8 protein-coding genes and 1 tRNA gene are annotated in these 16,834 nt (G+C 71.7%); 2 read left to right on the plus strand and 7 right to left on the minus strand.

The window, feature by feature from the left end:
* Positions 1 to 198: 198 nt before the first annotated feature.
* On the minus strand, positions 199 to 657 hold the full coding sequence (locus ITX44_RS31415; RefSeq protein WP_205361522.1) for a GatB/YqeY domain-containing protein: 459 nt from the start codon (positions 655 to 657) through the stop codon (positions 199 to 201).
* Between the two features lie 150 nt (positions 658 to 807).
* Between ITX44_RS31415 and ITX44_RS31420 the strand changes: the two genes are divergently transcribed.
* Both ITX44_RS31420 and ITX44_RS31425 read left to right on the plus strand, forming a co-directional pair.
* On the plus strand, positions 808 to 1,731 hold the full coding sequence (locus ITX44_RS31420) for a metallophosphoesterase (protein ID WP_205361525.1): 924 nt from the start codon (positions 808 to 810) through the stop codon (positions 1,729 to 1,731).
* A gap of 93 nt (positions 1,732 to 1,824) precedes the next feature.
* Positions 1,825 to 1,898 (plus strand) — tRNA-Pro (locus ITX44_RS31425).
* Positions 1,899 to 3,817: 1,919 nt separating this feature from the next.
* Here ITX44_RS31425 and ITX44_RS31430 read toward each other — a convergent pair.
* The 6 genes from ITX44_RS31430 to ITX44_RS31455 form a co-directional block, all read right to left on the minus strand.
* Positions 3,818 to 5,077, minus strand: coding sequence for a TIGR02679 family protein (locus tag ITX44_RS31430; protein ID WP_205361527.1), 1,260 nt, complete (start codon positions 5,075 to 5,077; stop codon positions 3,818 to 3,820).
* Positions 5,074 to 9,243 carry a TIGR02680 family protein gene (locus tag ITX44_RS31435; protein WP_205361528.1) on the minus strand — a complete coding sequence of 1,390 codons (4,170 nt, stop codon included), beginning with the start codon at positions 9,241 to 9,243 and terminating at the stop codon, positions 5,074 to 5,076. The genes ITX44_RS31430 and ITX44_RS31435 overlap by 4 nt, the downstream gene beginning before the upstream one ends.
* Complete coding sequence (locus tag ITX44_RS31440; RefSeq protein WP_205361530.1) at positions 9,240 to 10,553, minus strand: TIGR02678 family protein; 1,314 nt, start codon at positions 10,551 to 10,553, stop codon at positions 9,240 to 9,242. Before ITX44_RS31440 ends, ITX44_RS31435 begins: the two co-directional genes overlap by 4 nt.
* Positions 10,550 to 12,079: a TIGR02677 family protein gene (locus ITX44_RS31445; protein ID WP_205361568.1), complete on the minus strand. Its 1,530-nt coding sequence runs from the start codon at positions 12,077 to 12,079 to the stop codon at positions 10,550 to 10,552. The genes ITX44_RS31440 and ITX44_RS31445 overlap by 4 nt, the downstream gene beginning before the upstream one ends.
* Positions 12,080 to 12,302: 223 nt before the next feature.
* Positions 12,303 to 13,619: an SWIM zinc finger family protein gene (locus ITX44_RS31450; RefSeq protein ID WP_205361531.1), complete on the minus strand. Its 1,317-nt coding sequence runs from the start codon at positions 13,617 to 13,619 to the stop codon at positions 12,303 to 12,305.
* Complete coding sequence (locus ITX44_RS31455; protein ID WP_372441048.1) at positions 13,616 to 16,561, minus strand: SCO1167/SCO6262 family helicase; 2,946 nt, start codon at positions 16,559 to 16,561, stop codon at positions 13,616 to 13,618. The genes ITX44_RS31450 and ITX44_RS31455 overlap by 4 nt, the downstream gene beginning before the upstream one ends.
* Positions 16,562 to 16,834 lie beyond the last annotated feature (273 nt).

Here is a 16,834-nt window from a genome sequence, read left to right on the forward strand (position 1 = left end):
CGCGGGCGGGACCGGGGCGGTGGATACCGCTGGCTCCAGTAGGCGGGCCGGGGCAGTCGAAGCAGCCGGGTACCGCGGCAGCAGCCACGCCGGGGCCACCCCGTAACCGGACCGGGGTGCCCGGGTCGTAGCCGAACCCGGGTGCCCGGGCGACGTCCGCGTGAGGTGCCGACGGAAGCGAGTCGCCGTCGTGGAGTGTCAGCCCGCGAGCTGGCGCTTGACCTCGGCGGCGACCCGGCCGCCCTCGGCGCGGCCGGCGACCTTGGGGTTGACCACCTTCATGACGGCGCCCATGGCCTTGGGCCCCTCGGCCCCGGACTCGGCGACGGCGTCGCGGACGATGCCGGCCAGCTCCTCGTCGGTGAGCTGCTTCGGCAGGTACTCCGCGAGCACCTCGCCCTCGGCCCGCTCCCGCTCGGCCGACTCGGGCCGGCCGCCCTGGGCGAACGCCTCGGCGGCCTCGCGCCGCTTCTTCGCCTCGCGGGTGATCACCTTCAGCACCTCGTCGTCGGAGAGCTGCCGGGCGGTGGTGCCGGCGACCTCCTCCTTGGTGATGGCGCTGAGGGTGAGCCGGAGCGTGGCGGAACGCAGTTCGTCACGGCTCTTGATGGCCACGGTGAGGTCGTCGTGCAGGCGCTGCTTGAGCGAGGTGTTCATGACCCGATTTTCGCACCTGGCGCCGGGGAACGCGCCGGATTATGCGCGGGGCGCGCGGGACGTGCCCCGCGGCCGACGGTTCACGGGCGCCGTAAGGGAGCCCTTCCGCCCGTCGCGCGGGTGGGGGGCGGACTCTGACACGATGGGCTCATGCGCGCGCGATACGGAATTCCCCTGGGTGTGACGGTGGCCGGCGCCGCCTGCGTGGCGTACGCGGCCGGCTTCGAGGCGAGATCGTTCCGTCTGCGGCGCGTGGAGGTGCCCGTGCTGCCCGCCGGGATGCGGCCGATCCGGATCCTCCAGCTCTCGGACATCCACATGGTCAGCGGCCAGCACAAGAAGCGCCGATGGATCCAGTCGCTGGCGGGGCTGCGCCCGGACCTGGTGGTGAACACCGGGGACAACCTGTCCGACCCGACGGCGGTGCCGGAAGTGCTGGACGCGCTGGGGCCGTTGATGGAGTTCCCGGGCACGTACGTCTTCGGGTCCAACGACTACTACGGCCCGAAGTTCCGTAATCCGGGGCGGTACCTGGTGGAGCGGGCCCGCGGCCAGCACGGGCTGAACGGCAAGAAGCACGGCGGCCACGGCATCATCCGGAACCCCTGGGGGGACCTGCGGGACGCGTTCGACGCGGCGGGCTGGGTGGGCCTGAGCAATTCGCGCGGCCGGGTCAAGCTCGACCACGGCGAGGTGCTGGGCCTGACGGGCCTGGACGACCCGCACATCAAGCGGGACCGCTACCAGGCGGTGGCGGGCGGCCCCGACCCGGACACGGACTTCAACCTGGCCCTGGTCCACGCCCCCTACCTGCGCGTTCTCGACGCCTTTACGGCCGACCGCTACCCCTTGATCCTGGCCGGCCACACGCACGGCGGCCAGATCTGCGTCCCCTTCTACGGCGCCCTGGTCACGAACTGCGACCTGGACACGGACCGGGTCAAGGGCCTGTCCACCCACACGGCCACCGGCTTCACCTCCTACCTTCACGTTTCCGCAGGCTGCGGCGCCAACCGCTACACCCCGGTCCGCTTCGCCTGCCCCCCCGAGGCCACCCTCCTCACCCTCACCTGACGCACCCGCCCCACCACGCTCCGCCACCCCCCGCCCCGCCGAAACCGGATTTCGTCCCCGGCCCCGGGTCCGCTAGAGTAATCCTCGTTGCACCGGGGTGTGGCGCAGCTTGGTAGCGCGCTTCGTTCGGGACGAAGAGGCCGTGGGTTCAAATCCCGCCACCCCGACTCGGTAAGCAGCAGATCAGGGCCGGTTCCTCGTAATGAGGACCGGCCCTGATCCGTTGTTGCGTGACTAACTGCGCGACTACGGCTCCTCATCAGGCTGCGTGAATGGGGCACCGTTCATCGGCCGCGAGGTAGATGTCTCCCTTCCAGGAGTAGAAGCCCCCGTCCAGCCACCCCGTGCCCCCACAGGCGCAGTGGGCAGGCTCAATAGACAGTCGCAGACTCAGGGCGTGGTGTGCTCCATCAGGCGCCTTGGCGGGGCTGTGGGAGCCGCGGGCGCACGAGCAGGGGATGGACTTGCCGGGCTTTCCGGTCACCGAACCATCATCGATGGTTTCGCAGGTGCCGGAACAGGTCGGGCAGGTGCTTTCTGCGATGATGAGGGCGGAACGATTCGACATGGCTTCGACTCCTTCGAATCGGACGGGGCCGCGGTCGATGCCAACGAGCGCGGCCCAACTTTCGCTACTCCCCGCTTCTGCCCCAGCGAGCCACAGTGGCGCGGGAGATCCCGGTCAGCTCCGCAACACGGCGGGAGGGTACGCCGGCCGCGATGGCCTCAAGGATCAGCGGGCGGAGTTGGGCATCCAGCCGTTCCAGTTCCGCGGCCAGCCGAATCCGCTCCTGCCCCGGGTCTACGAGCCGTCGTACGCCCCTGGCCCGAGCGTCCTCGGGAGTGTCTGCGGAAGCCTCCGGCGGAGTGACCACAGCCGTCCGGGGCGGTCGCTGGGCAGCTTTCGAGTGCTGGCGGTTGCGGCGGGTGGACATGCATCCATGATGCCACTTCGTCTCACGTGAGACAATACGTCGCGTAGGAGTCGCATATGCCAGCCCGAGACGGGGCTATAACCCCAGTTCAGCAGGATGCTCAGCGGCGGAGGAGGCTGCGAGCTATGGGAGTTGTTACGAGTTTCCCTACCTCATCAAGCTCCCCGCCCGTTGGGCGGGGAGGGGAGAAGAAAGAGGAAGGGGAGGGGTCGCCAGGGCTTCCCCGGGGGTGGGGTGGTCGCTGTCCGCGGAACCGCCCGGGCCTACGGGATCTGCACGGTGATCCACCACGACCCACGGAACGGCCAGGGAAGGTCAGCAGCCAGCCGGCGGATGCGGGGCGAGGAGCCCGGCGGCCACGGCCCCGATCGGGGACGTGGCCTCTCGCGCATGGCGATCCGGGTCGATCGGCAGGTCTGACCCTTTCGGGTCTCCGGCTGGTCTGGCAACCGGCTGGAAGCCGTCGCTACGGGAAACACCCCACCGGCCGGCAGTGCCGGCCGCTCGGTGGCTCGGGGGCCTCGCGCGGTGAAGGAGGGAGGGTGGGGGTGCCTCCGGCGGGGGCGCTCAGGCTCCAGGATGGACCAGGCCCGGCCGGCGACCGCGCGCAGTAGGGGGCGGGGGCGGGAGCTTCCATCCCGCCTGCCATCGACCCGGGCAAGCCGAGCAGACGCGGCCCCTGGCGTCCAGATCGTTCGTACAGTGGCGCGCTCCATCTGGACGCCAGGAACCACGCCCGCTCCACTGACGTGCGGGCCGAAGGCAGACGGGATGGAAGCCGGGAAAGGTCGTGGTCAGGGTGTGTGGGCAAGGTTCAGGCAGGCGCAGGACTGAGTGTCTAACTGCGCGACAACGAGCCCGAACTTGCGCGTACACCCACGGACACTCGCGGACGGTTTCGGCAGGTCAGGCGCACGCCGACCACAGGTCGTAAGGGTCCCCGGATTGCTTCGGGACGAAGAGGCCACGCGTTAAAGCCCGCCGGCCGCTTCGGTCGTCCGCAGGTCCGCGTACGGCAGCGGTGCCGGCCGAAGGGCGCTGCTGCGGGCGGCCGGACGGCCATTGCGAGGAGCGGATGTTGGTCCGGGGGTTCCCAAAGGCCAGCTCGCGTAGGCGACGGCATTATGCGGGCGCTGTCTGCGGCACGGGAGTCAGAAGCACGCATCGGATTCCCCGTGCGCAACGCTGGGCGCAGCCAGGTCGTCCAGCAGCAGCTCGGCCACCGTCTCCTCGAGCACGGCCGTGCCGTGCTCCGCCATCGCCGGGACCAGGGCGGGGTCCCAGGGGGCTGGTGTGAGTCGTCCGACCGCCGGGCCTCGGGGGGTACGGGGCAGAGCTTCGCGGTAGTCGGCGGACGTCATGCGCCAGGGGGCGGCGGAAGTCTTGTCCAGGACGTAGGCGGCGATGCGTATGCCTTCGCCGTCGAAGTCGCCGTGGTAGCGCAAGGCGGCTCCCCGGTCAGCCAGCAAGCGCAGGAGGTGGACGGCCGCACTGTTGGGCCAACCGGAGGTGCAGACCAGAGGTGGGCAGTCAGGGCCGAAGCGGCGCAGGGCGAGGGCCATCACGCTCGGGTTCTCCGTGATGTGCACCGGTTCCGTGGAGAGGCGGAGGTCGCCCGGGTCCCGGAGTTGGGCGAGGGTGAGCGAGGCGGCGTGTCCGGCTTCCGTGCAGGCGCTCGCGATGCGGCTCAGCACACGGTCGCCGAGAGGGCGGAGCCCAGCGGCCAGGACGGTGCTGGACAGTTCGTCGTCGGCGACCCCGGCTCGCGCCCACATCGCGCGCCTCTGCTGTGCGCTGCCCGGCACCTCAGCGCCGTACACGATGGACAGAGCCCGGAGGACGAGCGATGACAGGCGGCTCCCGTCGTCCAAGGCATGCGAGTCCCCGTCGAGCATTCGCGCCGCGAAGACGGGGAGGGGTTCCCCGTCGGCCGGAAGAGCGGCCAGCACTGCGAGAGCGGAGGCGAGCACGCTCCGGGTCCTCAGTGCCGAGCCGTCGATGAGACCGCCGCTGCGGCAGTGAGCGACCCACTCGTCCAGGGCGGGTTGGGCTCGCACCGTCTCGTGGACCTCCAGCCAGGTCCACAGGTCGGCCCGCTCGTCATCGCGGCGCTGCCGCGCGGCGGCTCGGTCCTCGAGAGGACCCACAATGCCGGCGACGATGTCCCGGAGCGTACGGCCGCCGGCGTCGGCGACCGCCTCTTCCAGCCGTGCGAGCGAGACGAGGGGCCGGACGTCCGGGAGACGGTCCAGCCCAAGCAGATCGGCGAGGGCTCCGCGTTGCTCGTCGTCGAGCGGGCCGATACGTACCCGGCTGACGGGACGCCCGGAAGACAGGCGCTCGTGCACGGCCCGCCACAGCGGCAGCAGTTCGGGGCGGTCCAAGCCCGCAGGGGATCCACCGTCGCTCATACCGAAAGCTCCCCCGCCTCCGCCGGCCCTGCCCGCCCCTCCGGCTCCTCCGGCTCCTCCGGCTCCTCCGGCCCCAACGCGACGCCGTTCCATACGAAGCGCGCGCTCGTCACTGCGTCGTCACCGTCGTCGGTTCCGGTGATCAGCTGGTGGACGGCGATGCCGGACAGCTCCCGGTAGGTACACCACTCGTGGTCCGAGGTGAGGACGAGATCCAGGTCGAGCGCGCTGAGCAGCGCGAAGACCTGACCGCGGTTGGTGGTGTCGACGCCGACGAAGACCTCGTCCAGGAGGATGGGCCGGGGCGCGTCCGGTACTGCCTCGTAGTGGGACGCCACCGCGGCGAAGAGCGGCAGGTGCAGGGCAATCGCCTTCTCACCGCCTGACAGGGCTCCGTGCAGCTTCTTGGTGAGGAGTTGCCAGCCCGCGCCGTTCGCGCGGTCGAGCTTGACCACGAACTGGTGCCAGGCGGTGTAGTCGAGGACCTCGGCGAGCTGCTCCTCCCAACTGGCCGCCGTGTTCTTGGCCTTGGCTTCTTCGATGCGGGCGCGGAAGAAGGCGTGCAGCGCCTCGCGGTCGGCGTCGGTGATCCGTGCGGGGTCCTTGAGGAGGAGTTCGCGAGCGGTCCGGGTCCCCGGCGGGAGGTCGGGGTGGACCTGCCACACCAGTTGCACCGCGACCTTGGAGGCGGTGCGGACGCGCTGGAGGTGGCCGTTCATGCGGTCCACCAGGTCGTTGGCCCCGCGGATGCGGTCGGCGAGGTGCCGCCGGGTGTCTCCGGTGAGGGTCTGGTCGAAGAGCCGGCGTTCCGCGGCAGTGATGTCGTCGCGGCTGCGGTCGCGCTCCTCCGTGAGGGTCTTCAGCAGCCCTGCCGCCCCGATGCGAACGCCGTCCAAGGAGGCGGTGAAGATCTGCACGTCGTCGTCGGATTCCAGATCCAGGTCCGCGCGGCGGCCCACGGACTCGCGGGCATTGTGGATCGCTTCGGAGAGCCGGTTCACGGCGTCGCCGAGGTTGCGCGACCCATAGGGGAGATCCGGCCACTTCGCCGCCACCGCGCGTGCCGCCTCCAGGGTGGCTCGGGTGCCGTCCCGGGCGGTCAGGGTGACGGCAAGCCCCGCGTCTTCGGGAAGGCCGAGGGCGCACAGGTGCCGGAATCTGCGTGCGGCCTCGTCCCTGGAGCCGACAGCGTGGTCCCGCTCATTCGCGTCCTGTGCCGTCTTCTGCTTCAACTGGCCAATGTATCCCGCGAGTTGCAGCAGCTCGGTGTCCTTGGCCTTCCTCTCCCCGCGGACCCGGTCGAGTTCCTGACGAAGCTCGGTGATACGGGCGGCGATGGCGCGGAAGTCCTCCCCGACCGTGCTCTCCACCGCTTCCAGAGTCGCCGCGAGCGCCTGTGCCTCTTCCTCGGCGGCCTCGGCGTCGGCGGCATGGTCCCGGGCGGCGCTGAGGGAGCGAGCGGCCCGGCCGCTCTCCGACGCGGCTCGCTCCACCGCCGTTGCCCAGTGCAGGTACGCGTCCGTCCAGGCGTCGGCAGTGTCCCGGAACACGTCCACGGCGGATGACAGGTTCCTCAGGGGGTCCCGGGCGGTGGGGAGTGTGTGCTCGGCGGCCAGCCTGCTGAGGGTGCGCAGGGACGTGGCGACTTCGACCTCGCGGTCGGCCAGGACACCGACGGCTCTCCGTACGGCGTCGTCCCGGACGCCGACGCCTTCCTCGGCCCGGTCCAAGGCCCGCCGCTTGGTGTCCAGGTCGCGGTACCGGGGGCGGGCGACGAGGTCGGCTTCCAAGCGGGCACGTCGTTCGCGTAGTTCACCCAGTTCGGCGTCGAGTGCCGCGGCGACGTCGTTGATTTCGGTGAGCCGCTCCGTGAGTTCGGCGATGCGACGGAGCCTGGCCCGCTCCCGGGCGACGGAACCGATGTGGGCGGGCTCCGGCTTGCTCCACGTGCCGGTGGCGAAGGCCAGCCGCCAGCTGCCGTCGGCCCCGACCGCGGCCATGTGCACGGCGGGAAGCCGCGGGCCGAAAGCGATGCCGGCCAGCAGTCGTTGAACGGTGTCAGCGGGCACCGCGGCACCGGCTTCGGGACGCAGCACGTCCAGCAGCGACGTCCCGGGAGCCGGCACTGCCCAAGCGGCGTCGGCCAAGGTGTCGTGACCGGGCAGCGTGAGGCCGCCGTACGGGCTCACCCAGGCGTCCAGCAGACCGGACGCCTCCAGAGCCGCCTCCACGCCTGCTTGTACGGTGCCGGGAACGTCGTCGTGGAAGGCCACGAGCCGCCACAACGGTGCTCCGACCATGGTGGAACGATCCGTGGTACGGGTCGGCGGAGCCGCGGGAGGAAGGTCGGCTTCCCGGCGCAGCACGCCGATGACGCCGGTGAGCTCGGCGCGTTCGGTCAGCGCGGCGGCGCGAGACGCCTCCGTACGTGTCTGTGCCCCGGTGATGTCCTGGTCCGTCGTGCGGACGGCGAATTCCACGGCAGCCATGACATCGACCTCGACCGCCGCCCGGGAGGCAAGCTCCTCGACGTCCGCGAAGCGCAACTCGACACATCCCGTCGCCCACTCCCTCAGCAGTTCCGCCTGCCGGGTGAGAGCTTCCTCATAGCCGCGGGCCGCCTCGTCGCGCCGTGTGACCGCTTCCGCCAAGCCGACGCGGGCCTGGTCCAGTGCCGCTTCGGCGCTGGTTCGCTCGCGAACGGTCCGCTCATGCCGATCGACGGCGTCGACGACCTCCGTGATCTGGCCCTGCCGGGCCTTGACGGCACCCCGGAGCAACCGGCGGGCCGGCCGCACCCGTTCCTGGCCCGCCGCGTCCGCCATGCTCGGCGCATCGGTGGTGGCCGTCGGCGTTTCGAGCATCGCTTCCGCCTCGCAGTGGACGGACTGCATGCCTGCGGTACGCCCCGCTCTCCGGGCGTCCTCGGAAGCGGCCTGCGCATGGGCGGTAGCCACTCGTGCGCGTTCGGCGGCGATGTCGGCCCGCTGCCGGTCGTCCTCCGCCAGTCGCAGTTTGCCGTCGGCGGCGGTGCGCTGTCGCCGTGCGTTGCTCTCGGCGCGCTCGGCGCCACGGCGGAGCTTGTCCAGCTCCTTGCCCTGCTTGTACGCATCGCGGTCCATCAGGCCCTCGATGCCTGCTTCCAACTCGCGTGCCTGTCGCTCATATTCGTCGCGCTGCCGTTCCGCCATCTCCTGTGAACGCAGCGCCCGCTCGTGCTCCTCGGCGCTTTCCCGGGCGACGCGGGTAAGGTTGTCCATCTCGGTGGTCGCAGAGATCATTGTGGCGGCGTGGGCACGCAACGCCCGCTGGGCGTAGCTCCGTTGCCGGGCGGCGATGGTGCCTGCCGCCGAGACCTCCCCGTCGAGGTCCTTGAGGTGCTCGCGCTGCCGGTCCAGCCGTTCGAAGCCCTCGGCGAGCTCGGAGATCTCGCCCTCACCCAGCGGAGGCAGGGCTCGCGACAGCAGCGTGGACAGCAGAGAGGGGTCGAGTCGTTCGGAGAGCTTGGGCTGGCGAAGTTGCAGCAGGGCGGTGATCAGCGCCTCGTACCGCTGCTCGCCCATTCCGGCGAAGAGTGCGCCGCGGACCGCGGTCCGGTAGGCATCGGCCGAGGCGTGGATCTCGCCGTGGCCGTCCATCGCGTCCGCGAGCGCTGCCTTTGTGAGGGGCTGGCCGGGCTCGTTGGCCAGGAGGAGGCCACCGGGCTTGGCGATCCGCTGGGTGGTGGTGAAGTAGTCGGCGTGTGCGCTCGGGGTGTGGGTGCTCGCCTGGAGACGTGCTCCGCAGGTGAACCACCGGCTGCCGCCGTCGTCCGACGGGCGGCCGAACTCCATCCACACGTAGCCGACACGTGTCTTGCCCGTCGCCCCCTCGCCCATGAGGTTCCAGTGCATGGTCCGCTCGGAACCGCCGAAGGTGGACAGGCGGTTGGGCCGCAGACTGGCGTCGAAGAGGAAGGGCAGCAGCAGTTCCAGCGCCTTCGACTTGCCCGTGCCGTTCTGGCCGCGCAGCAGCAGGCGCCCCTGGTGGAAGGCGAAAGTCTCGTCGTAGTAGCGCCAGACGTTGAGGATGCCGGCGCGGTAAGGCCGCCAGCGGCGGCGTGGCGCGGGGCTGTCGTGCTCCGCCGAGGTCGCAGTGCTCCTCACGGGCAGGTCCGTGACGCTCACGGGGAGACTCCTTCGACCTCGGCGGAGGCTGCCGCGGGAGCGGCGGTGTCGCCGTCGCTCTTCTGCGCCTTCGTGGTCGTCCCCGTGACGCGGTACCGGAAGGCGGCCGGCCGAAGGACGGTGCGGCCGCCGACACGGTGGGCGAGCCCGAAGTCGCACAGGACCGACACCGCGTCATCAGCCAGCCGCTTGGCCCCGTCCTCCGATTGATACGCCTTGGCCCAGCGGGGAAACCGCCGCAGCAGTCCTGAGCCGATCGCGACGAGCTGTTCCGGCGTCGCTCCGCCCGCGGCATCCTGGATCTGCTCCAGGACGAGGAGAGCGGCGACTTTGGCGGTGGACGAGTCGTCGGGGAACATGGTGTCGGTCGCCAGGGAGTCAACGTCCACGAGGAGGAAACCCTCCGCCCGCTCCTCCAGGACGAAGCCTGCCTGCTCGACCGATCGGCGCAGGATCTGCCGTCCTGTCGGGGAGGCGACATAGGCCAGTTCGTCGTCCGTGAGGTCGTCGCGGTACAGGACGGGGTCGTCGAAGAGGCGGCGCAGCACGGAATGGCGCAGCCACAGGTTGCGCTGTGTCTCGGACCCGGCCGCCGGCTCGCCGGCGGCCGGGTCGGCGGGGATCGCTCCTCCTCCGTAGCGGCTTTCCCGCACGAGTTGCGCCAGCAGCTCCTCGAAGCGCAGCGGCACCTCCTCGGGCGGCACCGAGAGTCGCGACGGACCGATGGGCGCGGCCGGCAACCGCATGACCAGCGTCGCGTCCACCCGGTAGAGCACCTTCGCGTCGGCAGACTCCACGAAAGACTCGGTCGCACCGTCCAGCGCGGTCAACACCCCGAAGGACTCGAGCAGCTTGAGTACGTCGACGAACGCCATCCGCTCCGCGCGGCCGGCGGTGTCGAGAGACGGCAGCGCCGGGTCGGCGGTGGTGGCCCGAACGACACGATCGGCGAGCAAGCCGATGGTCGTCACCGGCACCGCCAGCAGCTCGGCCGCCGTGACGCACAGCAGCACGTACCGCCTGCGGTCGAACGGGGCCCGGCCGGAGCGCAGCCGCCGGGCGGGGCGCGAACCGTCCGCTGTGGAGCGGACCTTGGCCAGCCGGGCATACCCGCGCCTGGGCTCCACCACGAGACTCCAGCCGCAGGTGTAGTCGAACCACTTCGCCAGCGGCTCCTTGCGCCGCCGGACGATGTCGAAAGCCGCCGCGTCGCCGCGCTCGGTGATCAGCGGCTTCGCCAGGAGCAGCCGGATGCCCCGGGCGACCTCCTCCCGTTCAGCGACGACCAATTGGTTGGCGAGGGTGCTCATCCCGTGGCCTCCCGATGTACGGCGCGCCGCGACGGGGACTCGGACGCACCGGCGGCGGTGATGCTCACGACGTAATCCGGCCCGGCCAGGACGCCTTTCGACGTCCTGAGCCGAGCGGTCCCGCCGTCGCCGCCCTCGGTCAGGGTGATCTCCACCTGACCGTCGGCCGTACCGGCCCGCCGAGCGCCGGATGTGTCCGGACGGGCGGACAGGGCTCTGCCGAGCAGATCGAGCAGCCTCTCGAACGCGGCGTCGTCCAGCTCGGCGAAGTCGGACAGGCGCACCGGCCCGTCGGTCCGCAAGGCGCCCCAGGCCCGCTGGAGTTCGGCGCGCTCCTGCCGCGCTCTGCGCGCCCGCTCGGCTTTGACGGACGCGACATCCCGCACCTTGCCTGTTCGTGTGAAGCGTTCCGTGCGCCCGCTGGTCCGCAGCAGCGCCGAGACCTCGACGGGCGGCGCTTGCGCCCACGTCCCGGAGGACGGGACCAGCTCCGGGTCCGCATGCGACAGGTGTGCGTGGCGGGCCGGTCCCAGCCCGAAGGCCAGCGTCCACAGCCGGTGCAGGTCCTCGTCCCCAGGGGCGGCCGCGAACCAGCGCGCCAGCTCCCTGAAGTCCTGCGCGGCGCTGGAGGAGCGCCGGCGTGACTCCGTGATCCGGTCGAGGACCTGGAGCAACGCCACGATGGCCCGCCTGGCCACGTCGTGGAGCTGGTCCGCTCGTGGCCGGGTTCCGTCCTCCGGCAGAAACCACGCCCGCAAGCCCGCCCAGCGCGCTCGGCGGCGCTCCAGCCAGATCGGACCGGCGTCCTCACCGGCGACCGGGGGCAACTCGGCCCCGCGCAAGGCCCTCTCATGCAGGACGGCGACCCCACGCTCCTCCACGCGGGCGACAGCCGAGGCGACGCCGTGACCGCGCTGCTCCAAGTTGACCAGGAACTCCTGGAGGTATGCCACCGTGGCGGCCTTCACTTCCCGGAAGACACCCAGGTCTGCGCCCTCGGCGCGCAGCAGCCGCTGCAACTCGCCGTTGAACGCCTTGGTGTTGTCCAGCAGGGCCTCAAGGTGACCCTCCAGTTCCTGCAAGGTACTGAAGATCCGGCGGTCCGCTGAGGTCGGCTCACCGAGCAGCACGTACAACTCGTCCAGCCGGTCGGTGATCGCCTCCAGCACCGCAGTCTGCAGCGCCCCCGTGGAGGTGAGCACTTCCAGAGCGTGCCGGACCCCGGCCAGAGCTGCCTCCCCGCGCCGGGTCAGTGAGTACTGGAGGTTCCGCCGCTCGTACTCCTCCGCGGTGCGGTAGTTCTCCGCGTGGTTCTGGACGACGTCCAGGAGCCCCCATTCCCGCAGTGCCTTCAGCGCGCCGTGGAGGTCCTCGTCGGATATCGCGTCCAGCCAGCCGGTCGTGCGCAGCCGACCTCGGATGTCATCCAGCACCAGCGCCGTCTCCAGACGCTCGTTGGCCGCGCCGAACGCGCTCAGGATGGCCCCGTACAGATCGGCCCGCTCGCCCGTGGTGAACCGGAACATCTCCGGTGGAACCCTGCGCACGGCTATTTCCCTCCCAACGCTGCTGCACGGCCGGGCCCCGGCCTTCCCCCACCGTAGGGGCAGGCACCGACAGCCGAGTCGGAAATGACGGACTCGGCAGCTCGACCACGGTGCCGGCCGGTGGTGCCGGAGGATGCCACGGGCAGCGGCTCGCCCGTCGGCGGGCTCAGGCGTCTTCGGGCGCGATCCCCCGCGCCGTGCGTCACCGTCCGAGGACAGCCGCCAGGACCACCGCAGGATCGGTGTCCGGCGGGCCGGCCGGCCACCACGTGCCCCGGTCCTTGGTGTACGGGTACCACAGTCCTTCCCTGCTCAGGCGGAGTTGGGCGTCGCGGCCTTCGACGGTCCAGCGGTTGCGCCAGGTGCGGAGCCGGGGCGGTACGCCGTCGGGCCAGTCCGTACGCAGGGCTTCGCGGTCGCGCTCCAGGCGTCCGGCGGGCGGATTCCAGGTGTTTTCGAGCACGTCGAGAGACGCGGCTCCGCCGTAGCGCCAGGCGCGGGTGGCGGCGGCGAGTTCGTTGGGGGTACGGCCGCAGTTCGCCGCGATGCGCGCGAACACCTCCATCGTGGGGTGCGTGGCGGCGAGGCGGACGGCGTCCTGCCACTCGGTGAGCGGGGCGGGTGGCGCGGTGCCCGCGTGACGGGGAGCGTCCAGGGCAGCGGCGAGCAGGTGGCGTGCGCGTAACGCGGTGTCGGCGGCGAGCAGTTCGAGCGCGGTGGGGTCCACACCGGGCTCCGGAACGGCTGATTCCGCCAGCGCGGGGCCGCGGCCGGCCTGTGGGGGCAGCGGCGGCGCGGCGGGCAGGGGCGGCAGTCCGGAGCGGGAGGAGAACGCCGACCCGGCGGGGTCACCGGCAGGGGGCGGCGGTACGACCGCCCCGGCGCCCGCGCCTACCGGGACGGCAAGGGCGTCGGCGGCGGCGCGCACGAGGTTGCGGCGGCCGAGTTCGTCGGTCAGCTCTTGCTCGCCGCGGCCCCGCAGAAGCAGCAGCACGAAGGGGTCGCGGTCCAGGAGCCGGGCCACCTGGTAGCAGAGGGCAGCGGCGTGTTTGCACGGGTAGCCCCAGTCGGGGCAGCTGCACTCCGGGGCGAGGTCGCCGGGGCCGGGCAGCAGCGCGACGCCCGCGGCCGCGGCGTCGTCCGCGAGCCCGGTGGGCATTTCGCCGTCGAGCAGTGCCGCGATGTTGGCGGCCCGATCGGCGATCACGTCGAGGAGTCGGTCCCATTGCCGGTCCGTCAACTGCTCGACCTGGACCGTGGAGCGGTACGGGGTGCGGCGGCTGCCCTGTACCGGGGCGGCGGCTTTGCCGGGAGCGACGGTGACCTGGCCGACCGCGCCGCCGCGCGCGTAGGTCCGGCCGCGCTGCAGGCGGCCGGAGTCCAGGGAGGACTCCTCCAGGGCACGCAGCCATGCGCGGCCCCACCAGGACTCGGCGAAAGGCGCGCGGCTGCCCTTGGCCGGAGGCAGTGCCCCGAAGGTGCAGAGAGCCTCCTGCCGCGCCGGAACTCGCCTGGTCATCGCCGTGTCCCGCGCAGCGCCACCAGCTCGGCCAGTTCGCCGTCGCTCAGCTCGCTGAACGCCGCCTCGCCCGACCCGAGTACCGATTCGGCCAGTTCCCGCTTCCGCCGGAGCATGTCGGCGACCTTCTCCTCCACCGTCCCCTCGGCGAGCAGCTTGTGCACCTGGACGGGCTGGGTCTGCCCGATGCGGTAGGCACGGTCGGTGGCCTGGTCCTCCACCGCCGGGTTCCACCAGCGGTCGTAGTGGATGACATGGCCGGCCCGGGTCAGGTTGAGTCCGGTGCCGGCGGCTTTGAGGGACAGCAGGAACAACTTCTTCGCGCCGCTCTGGAAGGCGTCGACCATCTCCTCGCGGCGTTCGACCGTGGTGCCTCCGTGGAGGAACAGCGTGTCCACGCCGCGGTCGGCGAGGTGGCGCTCGATCAGCCGGCCCATGGCCACGTACTGGGTGAACACCAGGGCAGATCTGTCTTCGGCCAGCACGGTGTCGAGGAGTTCGTCCAGCAGTTCCAGCTTCCCCGAACGGCCCTGCAGCTTCGCGTTCCCGGCTTCCTTCAGGAACTGCGCGGGGTGGTTGCAGACCTGCTTCAGGCCGGTGAGCAGCTTCATCACCAGGCCACGCCGGGCCATGCCCTTCGTGCCCTCGATCTCGCTCATCGACTCGCGCACCAAGGCCTCGTACAGCGACACCTGTTCCTTCGTCAGGGACACCGACTGGTCTGTCTCGGTCTTGGGCGGCAGCTCGGGCGCGATCCCGGGATCGGACTTGCGTCTGCGGAGCAGGAAGGGGCGGACCAAGGCGGCCAGTCGCCGCGCGGCCTCTTCGTCGCGGTCGCCTTCGACGGCCTTGGCGTAGCGTTCACGGAAGGAGGTCAGGGTGCCGAGCAGTCCGGGGGTGGTCCAGTCGAGCAGGGCCCACAGTTCGGACAGGTTGTTCTCCACCGGGGTACCGGTCAGCGCGACCCGCCCCCGCGAGGGGATCCGGCGCAGTGCCTGGGCGGTGTGCGCATGCGGGTTCTTGACGTGCTGGGCCTCGTCGGCGACCAGCAGGTCCCACGGCTGCTCGGCCAGGCGTTCGGCGTCGCGGCGCATCGTCCCGTACGTGGTCAGGACGAAACCGCCGCTTTCGAGGCCGGCCAGTTCGCGGCCGGGGCCGTGGAAGCGGCGTACCGGGGCGGCCGGTGCGAAACGCCGGATCTCGCGCTCCCAGTTGCCGAGCAGTGAGGCGGGGCAGACCACCAGGGTGGGACCCGCGGTCGCTTTCCGCTCCTGGCGGCGCAGATGGAGGGCGATCAGGGTGACGGTCTTGCCCAGGCCCATGTCGTCCGCGAGGCAGCCGCCCAGGCCGAGCGCGGTCATCCGGTGCAGCCAGTCCAGGCCGCGCAGCTGGTAGTCGCGAAGGGTCGCGGCCAGGGTCTTCGGCGGTCCCTGGGGCTCGCGCGCGGCGTGGGCCTCGGGTTCGGCGATCCGGGCGCGCAAGTCCTCCAGCACACCGCCCGCGGTGACCGCCACGGATTCGCCGTCCACCTCGACGCTGCCCGTCAGCGCGGCCCCCAGTGCGTCGATCGCGGTCAGCGACGGCGTCCTGAACTGAGCGGCCCGTCGCAGGCGGCGTACCAGTTCCGGGTCCACGACCACCCATTGGTCGCGCAACCGCACGATCGGCCGATGCGCCTCGACCAGCCGCTCCAACTCCTCCTGGGTGAGTTCCTGATCCCCGAGCGCGACCCGCCAGCGGAAGTCCAGCAGCCCGCCGGAGGACAGGAAGGACTCGGCCGAAGACGTCGTCCCTTTACGGGCGGGCTCCAATACTCCGGCTGCGGTCAGCTCGCGGACCAGCTCCTTGGGCCAGTGCACGGCCACCCCTGCCGCGGCAAGGCTCTCGGCCGCCTCGCCCAGCAGCGCCTGGGCTTCCTCGTCGGATAGCTCAAGGCCGGTCGGCGCGGCCGCGTCCAGCAGCCGTGCAGCCGGCGGCCACGCACGCGCGGCCCGGCGCAACGTCAGCAACGTATCCACCCGGGCTCGCGGGCCGAACAACTCGGGGGCGCTCGCCCTCCCGGCCCAGAGGTCCGCGGCGTCGGCAAGCACCGTCGGATCGGCCAGGCTGCGCACCTGGACCACGGCCCGGAAGGAGTCCTCCCGGTCCGACGTCATTTCCCACTCCAGTCGCAGCGACACCTGCAGCCCCGCGTCGCGGCCCGCGGCGACCTCCGCCGCCCAGGCCCGCTGCTCCGGTACGGGTTGCGGCGCGCGGACCGCGAAGGCCGGCCCACCCGACAGGTGACGGGCGGCAGGAGTACGGGTGAGCGAGTCGGCCACGGCGTCCAGGAAGGCCCGCAGCAGCGGCTCGGCCGGCGGGAGCGTGAGCGGCGAGAGGCCGGGGACCGCGACGGCACGGGCCTCAGGAGGCATCGCGGCGGCAAGGGAACCCAGCCGCCCATGATCCTCAGTGTCCAGCGGTCCCACCCGCCACGCGTCGAAACCGTCCGGCGACACTCCGGGCAGCACCCGGCCCCTGGCCAACAGGCTCAAACCCAGCACCGCCGCCGCACCCCAGAACGCCGTACCGGCCGACGCCCGCCCACTGCCGTCCGCACCCAGCGCCCGGCAACGGGTCAGCAACGGCAGCGCCTGCTCCACCGGCACCGGCACGGCCGACACCCGCGCCCGGCGCACGGACGACCCGTGCGGGCGGACCACCGTGAGCTCCTCCGGTTCGACCCCCAGGTCCGGCGGCTCGCCACCGGGCGTCCAGAACGCCACCCGCCCCAGCCGGGGCGGATCCGCAGGAAGGAACACCGCTTCGCCCGCAGCCAGTTGCGGCAACGCCGCGAGCAGCCGGTCCCGGTCCACGACGCCGGGCGCCGAAGCGTCATCGAAGCCGGCCGGACTGGCAGGAGAGTCCGCTGCCGACACATGGACTCTCGCCACCGCACCCACTCCTGGAAACTGTCCTCCGGCTGTCCGAGGTCCTACCGGATCCCTCGCACACCCTCAGCGGACCAAGGCTATCCGCCCGCTCGGCCGCGTGGTCACCAAGCGACTTCCCTCACCCGGCGCCCGGTCCGGCGTCGTCGGCCGGGCACCGCGGGGACCCGGCAAGACAGCTTCGGGGGGCCGGGTGGCCGACGCCCCGGACATCGTGGCCCTCACCCATGCGCCCGCTCCCGGTGCCGGCCCCCGCAGCCGTACGGCGGCATGACCGTCCCGTAA

This window comes from Actinacidiphila acididurans, assembly GCF_016918855.1.
Lineage (GTDB): Bacteria > Actinomycetota > Actinomycetes > Streptomycetales > Streptomycetaceae > Actinacidiphila > Actinacidiphila acididurans.